At 54.4% G+C, this 12,838-nt stretch carries 11 protein-coding genes and 1 riboswitch; of the genes, 3 read left to right on the plus strand and 8 right to left on the minus strand.

What is annotated here, in order from left to right; translation table 11 throughout:
• Positions 1-259 precede the first annotated feature (259 nt).
• Together murI and btuB are read right to left on the minus strand one after the other, a co-directional pair.
• The gene (gene murI / locus QRN24_RS09095) at positions 260-1,111 is read right to left on the minus strand and encodes a glutamate racemase (protein ID WP_284942639.1); all 852 of its coding nucleotides are present in this window, start codon (positions 1,109-1,111) and stop codon (positions 260-262) included.
• Complete coding sequence (gene btuB, locus QRN24_RS09100; RefSeq protein WP_063858712.1) at positions 1,056-2,906, minus strand: TonB-dependent vitamin B12 receptor BtuB; 1,851 nt, start codon at positions 2,904-2,906, stop codon at positions 1,056-1,058. Before btuB ends, murI begins: the two co-directional genes overlap by 56 nt.
• A gap of 66 nt (positions 2,907-2,972) precedes the next feature.
• Positions 2,973-3,148, minus strand: a riboswitch (cobalamin riboswitch).
• A gap of 104 nt (positions 3,149-3,252) precedes the next feature.
• Between btuB and trmA the strand changes: the two genes are divergently transcribed.
• A complete protein-coding gene (gene trmA / locus QRN24_RS09105; RefSeq protein WP_284942640.1) occupies positions 3,253-4,353 on the plus strand; it encodes a tRNA (uridine(54)-C5)-methyltransferase TrmA in 1,101 nt (366 codons plus the stop codon).
• Between the two features lie 41 nt (positions 4,354-4,394).
• Here trmA and QRN24_RS09110 read toward each other — a convergent pair whose 3' ends face one another.
• Together QRN24_RS09110 and fabR are read right to left on the minus strand one after the other, a co-directional pair.
• The gene (locus tag QRN24_RS09110) at positions 4,395-4,754 is read right to left on the minus strand and encodes a YijD family membrane protein (RefSeq protein WP_020883939.1); all 360 of its coding nucleotides are present in this window, start codon (positions 4,752-4,754) and stop codon (positions 4,395-4,397) included.
• A 9-nt stretch (positions 4,755-4,763) separates the two neighbouring features.
• Positions 4,764-5,402 (minus strand): HTH-type transcriptional repressor FabR, encoded by a 639-nt coding sequence (fabR, locus tag QRN24_RS09115; RefSeq protein WP_008501784.1) that lies wholly within the window; start codon positions 5,400-5,402, stop codon positions 4,764-4,766.
• Between the two features lie 196 nt (positions 5,403-5,598).
• Here fabR and sthA point away from each other — a divergent pair, with 196 nt between their 5' ends.
• The gene (gene sthA, locus QRN24_RS09120) at positions 5,599-6,999 is read left to right on the plus strand and encodes a Si-specific NAD(P)(+) transhydrogenase (RefSeq protein ID WP_014172175.1); all 1,401 of its coding nucleotides are present in this window, start codon (positions 5,599-5,601) and stop codon (positions 6,997-6,999) included.
• Here sthA and oxyR read toward each other — a convergent pair.
• From oxyR to argC, 4 genes are all read right to left on the minus strand, one after another.
• Positions 6,982-7,899: a DNA-binding transcriptional regulator OxyR gene (gene oxyR, locus QRN24_RS09125; protein ID WP_014172176.1), complete on the minus strand. Its 918-nt coding sequence runs from the start codon at positions 7,897-7,899 to the stop codon at positions 6,982-6,984. The genes sthA and oxyR overlap by 18 nt on opposite strands.
• A 327-nt stretch (positions 7,900-8,226) precedes the next feature.
• Positions 8,227-9,600 (minus strand): argininosuccinate lyase, encoded by a 1,374-nt coding sequence (gene argH, locus QRN24_RS09130; RefSeq protein ID WP_014172177.1) that lies wholly within the window; start codon positions 9,598-9,600, stop codon positions 8,227-8,229.
• A gap of 78 nt (positions 9,601-9,678) precedes the next feature.
• Positions 9,679-10,455 carry an acetylglutamate kinase gene (argB, locus tag QRN24_RS09135; RefSeq protein ID WP_086462987.1) on the minus strand — a complete coding sequence of 259 codons (777 nt, stop codon included), beginning with the start codon at positions 10,453-10,455 and terminating at the stop codon, positions 9,679-9,681.
• A gap of 6 nt (positions 10,456-10,461) precedes the next feature.
• Positions 10,462-11,466, minus strand: a complete 1,005-nt coding sequence (gene argC, locus QRN24_RS09140) for an N-acetyl-gamma-glutamyl-phosphate reductase (RefSeq protein ID WP_032680080.1) — start codon at positions 11,464-11,466, stop codon at positions 10,462-10,464.
• A gap of 88 nt (positions 11,467-11,554) precedes the next feature.
• Here argC and argE point away from each other — a divergent pair, with 88 nt between their 5' ends.
• Positions 11,555-12,706, plus strand: a complete 1,152-nt coding sequence (gene argE / locus QRN24_RS09145) for an acetylornithine deacetylase (protein ID WP_020883942.1) — start codon at positions 11,555-11,557, stop codon at positions 12,704-12,706.
• Positions 12,707-12,838: the final 132 nt, after the last annotated feature.

Genomic DNA, 12,838 nt, shown 5'->3' on the forward strand with positions numbered 1-12,838 from the left:
TGATAAATTGTTAAAGAGCAGTTGCGACGCGGCTTACAGCTCACCGTCGCGAGGTCACGTATATTACGTTTTCCTCATTCAGAGTCAAGCATTTATTTTTGCTTTTCTCTGTTGGTGTTCATCTCTGAACCCCGCTAACCCGGCGGCTTGCAAGCCGTTGTTCCGTGTCAGTGGAGGCGCATTATAGGGAGTTCTCAGACGTTGACAACCCCTCTTTTAAAAAAAACGTTCAACCGTCTCTTTTTTGCTCAAAATCGTGCTACAGCGCCAGTTTTTCGAGCGTTTCAAAGCCATAACGGCGTAAAACGGGCAAAAGTTGCTCGGTCTCATTAGTGATGGCCATACAAAAAGCGATGTTTGCATCGGCAGATTTTGCATCCGGAGCTTCATGTTCCAGCAACCAGGCCGTACGTCGGGCTATAGCCGCCCCCGAATCCACCAGCCGTGTGCCCTCAGGCAGAACTTCTAATAACTCTTCCTGTAATAGAGGGAAATGGGTGCACCCCAGCACAACGGTGTCCGGTGGCTCCGGCATCCGCAGCCACGGGCGGAGAATACGGCGCAACTCTTCGAGCGGCACTGCCTTTCCGTGCAGCTTCGCTTCGGCGATCTCGACCAGTTCCGCCGAACCGAGCATCGCAATCCGGCATTCGTTGGCAAAGCGGTCGATTAACTCGCGCGTATAAGGTCGCTTCACCGTGCCTCGCGTTGCCAGTAAACCAACAATGCCATTTGCCGTCAGACGCGCGGCAGGCTTTATTGCAGGAACAACGCCCACAACCGGGAACTGGAATTTTTCGCGCAATGCAGGAAGCGATACTGTACTGGCCGTGTTACAGGCGATGACCGCCAGCGAGAGGGGATAACGCTTTTGTACCGCGCTGACGATTTCAACCACACGCTCAACAATAAAGTCTTCACTCTTTTCCCCATACGGGAACGCGACGTTATCAAAGGCGTAAATGTAATGGAGATCCGGCAGGAGATGTCGGATCTCATCATAGACCGAAAGCCCACCGACGCCGGAATCAAATACCAGCACGGTGGGACGCGGATTAGAAGGTGTAGCTGCCAGACAAGGTGTATTCCCGTCCTGCAGTTTGGTAGCCATAAACTGTCTCGTAATCTTTGTCGAACAGGTTGGCTATTTTACCACGAACTGTAAGGTGAGAGGTGACAGGATATGAAACTGCGACATCCCACAGGCTTACGCCGCCCATTTTCACACGTTCTGTAGAATAGGTATTCGGATCGACCGCAACGTCATAGCGTGTACCCAAATAACGATAGGAAACGTTCCAGTCAAGATCCCATACCTGCCAATCAAGCTGATACTTAACCTGTTGCTTAGAACGGCGAGCCAGAACTTCATTGGTTTTGGTGTTACGTGGGTCAACATAGTCATAGGAAATCTGGTGCCCTACCGGACCTGTTTCAAACTGCGCCGTGGCTTCAATGCCTTTGATACGGGCTTCGTCCACATTGTAGTAACGGTAGTTTGCGTCGTAGCCAATGAGGTTATCAATGTCGTTACGATAACCTGTTACGCGCCAGTTAACCGGCCCCGTCAAACCTTCAAAGCCCCCTTCCCACTGTTTACTCTCTTCAGGCTTAAGGTCAGGATTGCCATATTTCTCACTGTGAATCTGGCTCATTGTCGGTGCTTTATAAGCCGTGCCATATGAACCAATAATCCGGTAACCATCGATAAACTCCCACGCAGCACTGGTTTGCCACGTAGCATGATTGCCAAAATTCGAGTTATCATCGTTACGTGCCGCAGCTTCTAGCGTGAGGCTATCAAATTGCTGCATCGCCGAGAGGAAGACGCCCGTATTGCGCTGCTCATAGCCGTTATCCATAGTACTAGAACCAGCCTGAGTTTTTTGTTTCTGCCAGTCCAGGCCCGCACCTATATTACCATGACCTACTTCAAGGGAATTTAACCACTGTGTGGTGTACTGCTTCACATCGTCCGTCGTTGCGGAATCTGAATAACGCCCTTTCTTCGGGTCATAGTTCTGATCTTTGCTGCGACCATAACCTATGGCCAACTGCGATTTAAATATCCCCTGACTGTAGCGCAGGCCCGTATCCCAGTTTTGACTGTAGAGTTGGCGCGTATCCGGTCGTCCATCAACGTTAAAGTTAGCATCGTAATGGTCATAGCCGTCATACGCAGTGCGATTGTCGTAACCAAAGCCGCGGAAAAAACCACTTACGCTATCGGTAATTTGCTGTTCCACAGAACCGTAAAGTGACTTACTCATAAAACCGTCACGATCCGGTTGACGCGGAGCATCTTTCGCACCGATATCGAAACCACGGGTATAAGTGTAATTACCCGCCATGGTGATTTTGGTTTTTTCCAGTACTTGCTGGAAAGAACCATCATAGGTCTGATACCCCTTAGAACCTACGCCTGCAGAAATTTCTGCACCCGGTTTATCTCGCCCTGTGATGATATTAATCACGCCACCAATCGCGTCAGAGCCATACAGCGCAGAACGCGGACCGCGAATATATTCGATGCGTTGAATCAGCGATGTTGGAATTTGGCTAAGGTCAGGAACATTGCTGATCCCTGCATTGTTTAGAGGAATACCATCAATCAACACCAGAACATGGCGGGATTCCGTACCGCGAATAAATGTTGAAGAGGTTGCGCCCAGGCCGCCACTTTGCGCGATATCTACCCCGGGTAAACGCGACATCACTTCAACTACACTCTTTGCCTGCCAGCGATCAATATCCTCGCGCGTCACCACAGACGTTGGTGCAAGAACGGTATTAACAGGTTGCTCAAAACGGTTTGCTGTCACCACCAACGAGTCGTCGCTATCCTGCGCCCAGCCCGAAAATGCCGTGACGGACAACGCCGTCAACAGCGATACTTTTTTAATCATTGTTAAAGCATCCACAATATAAGAAGGATGCCGCAGGCTTCATCTATAGCACGCGATGACGAAACCAAATGCGACGTGATCCCGGCAGGTCTTCGGGCTAGGTGGCGTTTTGCGGATGAAGACTTCCCATTTTCACAGTGTCTACAATTCTCATCCCGCCAGTCTTTACCGCTGCGCGTCAGCTCCAGATTTTCACTGGATTCCCTTTTCACTCTCAGGAGACCGGAAACAGAATGCTACAATTAGACACGTATAGATGTCCAGATAGCTATTGGCCATTAAATCTGGACATCCACTGCACAATCCCTACAATCCCCGCGTAATTCTTTATCACTCAGGACGCATCATGACCCCCGAACACCTCCCAACAGAACAGTACGACGCACAGCTGGCAGAGAAAGTTGTCCGCCTGCAAAGTATGATGACGCCTTTCAACGCGCCCGTTCCTGAGGTGTTCCGCTCGCCCGTTAGCCACTACCGCATGCGTGCGGAGTTCCGCATCTGGCACGACGGTGACGACCTGTACCACATCATTTTCGATCAGCAGACGAAGTCCCGCATTCGGGTCGACAGCTTCCCGGCGGCGAGTGAACTCATCAACCAGCTCATGACGCTGATGATTGACGGCGTACGCAACAACCCTGTGCTGCGCCACAAGCTGTTCCAGATTGATTATCTGACCACACAAAGCAACCAGGCGATTGTCTCTCTGCTGTATCACAAAGCGCTGAATGACGAATGGCGCGAGCAGGCAGAAGTGCTGCGCGATGCCCTGCGCGCGCAGAACATCAACGTTCACCTGATTGGTCGTGCGACAAAAACCAAAATCATGCTGGATCAGGATTTCATCGACGAACGTCTGTCGGTGGCGGGAAAAGAGATGGTGTACCGCCAGGTTGAGAACAGCTTTACCCAGCCAAACGCAGCAATGAACGTACAGATGCTAGAGTGGGCGCTGAAGGCGACCGAAGGGTCAAAGGGCGATCTGCTTGAGCTGTACTGCGGGAACGGCAACTTCTCCCTGGCGCTGGCGCGTAACTTTGAGCGCGTCCTGGCGACGGAGATTGCCAAGCCGTCCGTTGCCGCTGCACAGTACAACATTGCCGCCAATCACATCGACAATGTGCAGATCATCCGTATGTCTGCAGAAGAGTTCACGCAGGCCATGAATGGCGTACGACAGTTTAATCGCCTGGAGGGGATCGATCTGAAGAGCTACCAGTGTGAGACGATTTTTGTCGATCCGCCGCGCAGTGGCCTGGACAGCGAAACCGAGAAGATGGTGCAGGCGTACCCGCGTATTTTGTACATTTCCTGTAACCCGGAAACGCTGTGCAAGAATCTCGAAACATTAAGCCAGACGCACAATGTTGAACGTCTGGCTCTCTTCGATCAGTTCCCGTATACGCACCATATGGAGTGCGGCGTACTTCTTACCGCGAAGTAACGTGATGGCAGGCAGGTCAACCTGCCTGCAACCCCACTCTCTTACTCCGGCAGCTCGTGCTTGCGGCTACGCATGCGCGAGCCAATCCAGAACACCAGTGCCACGGAAAGTACCGCCGGCAGGAAGTTAGAACCGATATCCGGATACTCTGCACGCACCACGGTGCTATACAGCAACACGCCAAGAATAAAGCAGGCCGCGGCCAGCCCAGGCAACCCGACCGGCATGGTGCGGTTCAGGTAACGCTGATGCAGACAGTACACCGTCAGCACCAGCGCAATGAGCGGGAAAATAGAAAATGGAACGATCGAACTGAACACAGCCGCAAACGTGCCATTAATTGATAAGCCAGCGATCAATGCCAGCAACAGCGTACCCTTATCCTGACCTGACTGTTTCATTACTCACCTTCACTCTTCGGTTTGATGTGCCAGTTTCTCTTGTTCACGGCGATACCAGTAGTACGCGCCTTTGGAGATCATCCTGAGCTGTAATACCAGTCGCTCTTCGAGCTGCTTGCGTTGTTCGATGCTGACATCCAGCGCTTCGGCACCCGCGCTGAAAACAATCGTCACCATCGCCTCAGCCTGTGCTTCAGTGAACGCACGCGGCATATGGTTTTCGAGTTCAAGATAGTCGGCAAGTTCCGCGATAAAATGCTGAATTTCACGCGCCACAGCGGCACGGAACGCGGCTGATGTTCCGGAACGTTCCCGCAACAGCAGGCGAAACGCGTTGGGGTTATTGCCAATAAATTCCATAAAGGTCGACACAGAGGTGCGGATCACGCTCCCCCCTTTAGCGATACGCTGCCGCGCCTGGCGCATAAGCTGACGCAGCATCAGCCCGCTCTCGTCGACCATGGTCAGACCCAGTTCATCCACATCACGGAAATGACGATAGAAGGACGTTGGCGCAATCCCGGCCTCGCGCGCAACTTCACGCAGGCTTAAACTGGCAAAACTACGCTCGGCACTCAGTTGACTGAATGCGGCTTCCACCAGCGAACGCCGGGTTTTCTCTTTTTGTTGTGCTCTTACGCCCATCACGATAGTTGAATCCTTCCAAAGGCCTGATGGCACTATACCAGAGAATAAAATTAATCTGTTTGCCTGGCTTTGTGAATGATTGTTTACGTACGGTTTGTGCTCCACTGCCGGAAAAAAGCACAACGATAATTGGGTTACTCGGGCAATGATGTTATGATTCTGTTGCTTTTATGTATAAGAACAGGTAAGCCTTACCATGCCACATTCCTACGATTACGACGCAATTGTGATAGGTTCCGGCCCCGGCGGCGAAGGCGCTGCTATGGGACTGGTGAAACAGGGAGCCAGAGTAGCGGTGATAGAGCGCTACCATAACGTTGGCGGTGGTTGCACCCATTGGGGCACCATCCCTTCCAAAGCCCTCCGCCATGCCGTTAGCCGCATTATTGAATTTAACCAGAACCCTCTTTACAGCGACCACTCCCGACTTCTTCGTTCCTCCTTTGCTGACATCCTGAATCATGCGGATACCGTTATTAACCAGCAGACGCGGATGCGCCAGGGGTTTTATGAGCGTAACCACTGTGAAATTTTGCAGGGCAATGCGCACTTTGTTGATGAACACACCCTGGCACTCGAATGCCACGACGGGTCGGTCGAAACCATCACGGCGGAAAAATTTGTCATCGCCTGTGGTTCACGCCCGTACCATCCGGCAGACGTGGACTTCTCCCACCCGCGCATTTACGACAGCGATTCCATCCTGAGCCTGCACCACGAACCCCGTCATGTGATTATCTATGGCGCAGGGGTGATTGGCTGCGAATATGCGTCGATCTTCCGGGGCATGGACGTGAAAGTTGATCTGATCAACACCCGCGACCGCCTGCTGGCCTTCCTCGATCAGGAAATGTCAGACTCGCTCTCTTACCACTTCTGGAACAGCGGCGTGGTGATTCGCCACAACGAAGAGTACGAGAAAATTGAAGGCTGCGACGACGGTGTGATCATGCATCTGAAATCGGGCAAGAAGCTGAAAGCAGACTGCCTGCTGTACGCCAACGGCCGTACCGGTAACACCGATTCTCTGGCTCTGGAAAATATCGGGCTCGAAACCGACAGCCGCGGTCAGCTGAAGGTGAACAGCATGTACCAGACAGCCCTGCCGCATGTGTATGCCGTCGGTGATGTTATCGGTTATCCAAGCCTGGCTTCTGCAGCATACGATCAGGGACGCATCGCGGCGCAGGCGCTGGTGAAAGGCGAAGCGACGGCACATCTGATCGAAGATATTCCGACAGGTATTTATACCATCCCGGAAATCAGCTCCGTCGGGAAAACCGAGCAGCAGCTGACGTCAATGAAGGTGCCTTACGAGGTGGGTCGCGCGCAGTTTAAACATCTGGCGAGGGCGCAAATCGTGGGAATGAGCGTGGGTACGCTGAAGATCCTGTTCCATCGCGAGACGAAAGAGATCCTCGGTATTCACTGCTTTGGTGAACGCGCGGCGGAGATTATTCATATCGGCCAGGCGATCATGGAGCAAAAAGGTGGTGGTAACACCATCGAGTACTTCGTTAACACCACCTTCAACTACCCGACCATGGCGGAAGCCTATCGGGTCGCGGCACTGAACGGTTTAAACCGCCTGTTTTAACGCATTGTCAAAATGGCCATCCATCGAACCACGGATGGCCTCTGCCAGCTGCTCATAGCGGCTGCGCAGCGGTGAACCCGGACGATAAACCAGACCAATGGTACGACGTGGCTCTGGTTTAATGCATGGCAGATAAACCACGCCGTCACGTTTACGTTCGCGCGGCACGGCCAGTGCCGGCAGCAATGTGATCCCACTGCCCGCCGCCACCATATTACGCAGCGTTTCAAGGCTGGTTGCGCGGAAATGGGTATCCTCGTCAGCACCCGCTTCGAAGCAGAAGCCCATCGCCTGATCGCGCAGGCAGTGACCATCTTCCAGCATCAGCAGTTTTTCACCGGCCAGATCGGCCATCGGCACGCGATCGCGGTTCGCCCATGGGTGATCTTCATAGATCGCCAGCATCATGGGCTCATCAAACAGCGGCACTTCGATAAAAGCTTCGCTCTCTTTGACCAGCGCCAGAATGGCACAGTCGAGCTTGCCGCTGTCTAACTGCGCCAGCAGCTGATGGGTTTGCGCTTCATGCAGATACATTTCGAGTTTCGGGAACGTCTGATGCAGCATTGGAATGATGTGCGGCAACAGGTACGGGCCAACGGTTGGGATCAGGCCAATATGCAACGGGCCGGACATCGCCTCCCCCTGCTGGCTTGCCATTTCCTTGAGCACTTTGACCTCGCGCAGCACGGTGCGCGCCTGATCCACCAGCAGCAGACCTGCCTGGGTGAACAGTACCTTACGACTGGTGCGCTCCAGCAGCATCACGCCCAGCTCGTCTTCCAGCTTGCGGATCTGGCCGCTCAGGGTAGGCTGGCTGACGTGGCAGGAATCTGCCGCGCGGCGAAAATGGCGGTGCTCGGCTAGCGCTACCAGGTATTCAAGATCACGAATATTCATTATTCATCCTCCGTCGCCACGATAGTTCATGGCGATAGATAGCATAGCAACGAACGATTATCCCTATCAAGCATTCTGTTGAATAATACACCACATAGACGAGGCGGCACGTGTTTGACCCTTGACGTCCCCGCACCGTCAGCGAGTTTCTCTCAAAACTCGAACAACTAAAGCCAACGTGAACTTTTGCGGACCCCGTGGTCCGCATTTTTTTTGCGTAAAAAAGGCCGGGGATAAAAGCAAAATGGCAACCGAAGTTGCCATTTTTAGTGTTTACTCCCTCTCCCCGTGGGAGAGGGCCGGGATGAGGGCACCAGCCCGCACTCATCAAACCAGTCGGTTTTTCGCATCCGCAATCGCCTGCGCGACCTGCTTCGGTGACACGCCGCCTTTCGCTGCACGCTTATCCAGACAAGACTGCAACGCCAGAATCGGATACACATCATCACCGATAACAGCACTGAATTTCTGCAGGTCGGTCAGCGGCAACGCTTCCAGCGCCTTACCCTGACGAATGGCTTCAACCACCGCTTCACCGACAATGTGGTGCGCTTCACGGAACGGTACGCCTTTCGCCACCAGGTAATCGGCAAGCTCGGTCGAGTTTGCATAGCCCTGCTGCGCCGCTTCCTGACAACGCGGGCGTTTCACCTGAATGCCATCCAGCACCAGCGCGCCCATATGCAGGCAGTCCAGCCAGGTATCGAGCGCGTCGAACAGCCCTTCTTTGTCTTCCTGCATATCTTTGTTATACGCCAGCGGCAGCCCTTTCAGGGTCATCATCATGCCGGTCAGCGCGCCCTGCACACGGCCACACTTACCGCGGATAAGCTCCAGCGCATCCGGGTTTTTCTTCTGTGGCATCAGGGAGGAGCCTGACGTCACGCGGTCAGACAGCTCAACAAACCCGGCTTCACCGGAGTTGAAGAAAATCAGGTCTTCGGCAAAGCGCGACAGATGCACCATGCCGATAGACGCATTGGAAAGCAGCTCCAGCACGTGATCACGGTCAGAGACGCTGTCCAGGCTGTTACGGGTGGCTGAAGCAAAGCCCAGCCAGCCTGCCAGCTGATCACGGTCGATTTCATAGGCCGTCCCTGCCAGCGCACCGCTGCCCAGCGGGCTCACGTCCAGACGCTTCAGGGTATCCTGCAGACGGCTTTCATCACGCGCCAGCATCTCAACGTAGGCCAGACACCAGTGCGCAAAGGTTACCGGCTGCGCACGCTGCAGGTGGGTATAACCCGGCATCACCGCATCCTGGTTGTTCTGCGCGGTTTCCACCAGCGCGCCCTGCAGCTGACGGTTGGCTGCCAGCAGTTCACCAACGGTATCTTTACACCACAATTTCAGATCAGTCGCGACCTGGTCGTTACGGCTACGCCCGGTATGCAGTTTTTTACCCAGCTGGCCGACTTTATCGATGAGTTTCCCTTCCACCCAGCTGTGAATATCTTCCGCATCGCTGGCGAGGATCTGCTGCGGGTCCAGACGCACCTCTTCCAGCAGGTTATTCAGCGCCTCTTCCAGCTGCAGCTGTTCGTCTGCGGTCAGGACGCCCACGGTGACCAGCGCTTTGGACCAGGCCACAGAGCCGACGATATCCTGCTCGGCCAGGCGGTAGTCGAAGCGCAAAGAGTCGTTGAACTGTTTGAACCGTTGATCCGCTGCCTGTGTAAAACGCCCACCCCAAAGTGCCATAACATGCTTCCTTAATATCTTTGAATTTCATTGCCCGGCTGCGCTGCGCTGACCGGGCCTGCAGAATCGGTAAATTGCTTACGCCAGAATACGCGTGCCAATCGGCGTGCCGTTAAACAACGCCGGGAGTTGCTCCGCGTGGCGCCAGGAGGCGATGTCCACCGGACGTCCGAGCGTACGCGCGGCATCCAGCGCCGCATTGACTTTGACGATCATGCCGTCGGTAATAATGCCCTGCTCGATAAGCTGTTCGGCTTTCGCTGCGGTCATTTCCGCAATACGCTGGCCTTTGCCGTCGAGAATACCGCTTACGTCAGAGAGCAGAATCAGGTCCGCGCCCAGCGTAGCCGCCAGAGCCGTTGCCGCCTGGTCTGCATTGACGTTCATCAGCTCGCCCTCTTCGGTCACCCCGATAGAGCTCACCACCGGCAGGAATCCTCCTTCCAGCAGCATGTTAATCAGCTTAGGCGAACCAGGCTGTGCCAGTCCAACGTGTCCGAGCTCTTCGTCGAGCTGGGTCACTTTTACGCTGTCACCATCGCCCAGACACAGGCCGACAGAGGCGATATGGTGTTTCTTCGCCCACGCCAGCAGCGTTTTGTTCGCCGTCCCCGCCAGGGCACCGGTAATAATGTCAATCTGGTCAGCAGGCGTGACGCGCAGGCCATTTTTCTTTTTCACCGGCAGGTTGAGCCCTTTCATCAGCTCATCAACCACGCAGCCGCCGCCGTGCACAATCACCAGCGGACGTTGGTGTGATTCGCGATAGTTCACCAGCGCGGTAAAAAGACGCTCCAGCGCTTCTTCGCTGTCCAGCAGTACACCACCGAGTTTGATAATTAATGGGTTCATCATCACACCTTAAATAAGAGCCTGGGTTTCCGGGAAACCGAAACGAATATTTGCACACTGCATTGCCTGTGCGGCAGCGCCTTTAAGTAAGTTATCTTCCGCAGCCACCACAATCAGGTGCTCACCCTGCACGGCAAAGCCGATGTCGCAGAATGGCAGGCCAACCACGTTTTTCAGCGCCGGCACGCCTTTGTCGTACAGACGCACCAGCGGTTTGTCCGCATAGGCCTGCGTAAAGGCTTTGCTCACCTGTTCGTGGGTCACGCCGGGTTTCAGGCGGCAGGTGATGGTTTCGAGGATCCCTCGCGGGAAGCTGCCCAGATGCGGCGTGAAGATGACATCCGCACCCAGATGCGTCGTGATTTCAGGGTGATGGCGGTGATTGAACACGCCATACGGCTGAAGGCTCACTTCGCAGAAGCTGTTAGCGATAGCGGCTTTACGCCCCGCGCCGCTGACACCACTGGTGGCGTTGATCACCGGCCACTGGTTCAGATCCAGCAGGTCTGCGTCGATCAGCGGCTTCAGAGAAAGCTGTGCCGCCGTCGGATAACAGCCCGGCACGGCAACCAGATCCGCTTCCTTCAGTTTATCTGTGCTCCACTCCGCCAGGCCGTATACCGCTTTTTCCAGCAGTTCAGGGTGTTGATGGGTGAAACCGTAATATTTTTCGTAGAACGCGCCGTCATTCACACGGAAGGCGCCGGAGAGGTCGAACACCACACAGCCGGCCGCCAGACATTGCGGAACCAGGTCGTGGCTGACTTCGTGCGCGGTAGCTAAAAACACCACGTCGACGCCGTCGGTGAACGCGCGGATGTCAGACATTGGCTGCAGCGGCAGATCAACAATGCCTTTAAGTTGCGGATGCAAATCGGAAATTAACTTTCCTGCATCATTGCTTTGCGCTGACACGGTCAAAGCGGTTATGGTCATATGAGGATGGCGATTCACGTAGCTTACAAGCTCTGCGCCCGCATAACCGCTAGCGCCTACAATCAGCGTATTCAACATCGGGTTCCTTTATGCTCAACGTTAATGTATTTTTATTCACATTTATTGCATGAATATTGATACTATCACGACCTAAGGTGTGTCAACAATGAAAATGAACTTACCGCCATTTATCGAGATTTACCGCGCCCTGATTGCCACACCCTCCATCAGTGCGACCGAAGAAGCGCTGGATCAGAGCAATGAGTCTTTAATCAATCTGCTGGCAGGTTGGTTTAGCGATATTGGGTTTAACGTTGAGGTTCAGCCCGTTCCCGGAACACGCCATAAATTTAACCTGCTCGCCAGTACCGGACAGGGTGCCGGCGGCCTGCTGCTGGCCGGTCATACCGATACCGTTCCCTTTGACGATGGCCGCTGGACGCGCGATCCGTTCACCCTGACCGAGCATGACAACAAGCTTTACGGTCTGGGCACCGCCGATATGAAAGGCTTTTTTGCTTTTATCCTCGATGCGCTGCGTGACGTGGACGTGACAACGCTGAAGAAACCGCTCTACATTCTGGCCACTGCCGATGAAGAGACCAGCATGGCCGGGGCGCGCTACTTCTCTGAAAACACCTCGATTCGCCCGGATTGCGCCATTATTGGTGAACCAACGTCACTGCAGCCAATCCGTGCCCACAAAGGCCATATCTCCACGGCGGTGCGCGTGCTGGGCCAGTCAGGCCACTCCAGCGATCCGGCGCGCGGCGTCAACGCCATCGAACTGATGCACGACGCCATCGGCCGCATCATGCAGTTGCGCGACTCGCTGAAAGAGCGTTATCACTACGACGCATTCACCGTGCCTTATCCGACGCTGAACCTCGGCAGCCTGCACGGTGGTGATGCATCCAACCGTATCTGCGCCTGCTGCGAACTGCATATGGATATCCGTCCGCTGCCGGGCATGACGCTGAGCGATCTCGACGGCCTGTTGACCGAAGCGCTGGCGCCGGTCAGCGAGCGCTGGCCGGGCCGCCTGACGGTCTCCGAGCTTCATCCGCCGATCCCTGGCTACGAATGTCCACCGGATCATCAACTGGTTGAAGTCGTGGAAAAGCTGCTCGGTGAGAAAACCGACGTGGTGAACTATTGCACCGAAGCACCGTTTATTCAGACCCTGTGTCCTACGCTGGTGCTTGGCCCGGGTTCCATCAACCAGGCTCACCAGCCGGATGAATATCTGGAAACGCGCTTTATCAAACCGACCCGTGAACTGATTACCCAGGTCGTGCATCACTTCTGCTGGCATTAAAATGCCCCTAAGAGGTTCCCTCTCCCGGTGGGAGAGGGTCAGGGTAAGGGCAACAAATCCCGCGATCTTCGTCACATTCCCATAAGCATCTCTTATCTGACGCAAAGCGAATTAAATTTCGTAAATTACCCA

It is taken from the genome of Enterobacter sp. MEB024 (assembly GCF_030209635.1).
Classification (GTDB): domain Bacteria; phylum Pseudomonadota; class Gammaproteobacteria; order Enterobacterales; family Enterobacteriaceae; genus Enterobacter; species Enterobacter ludwigii.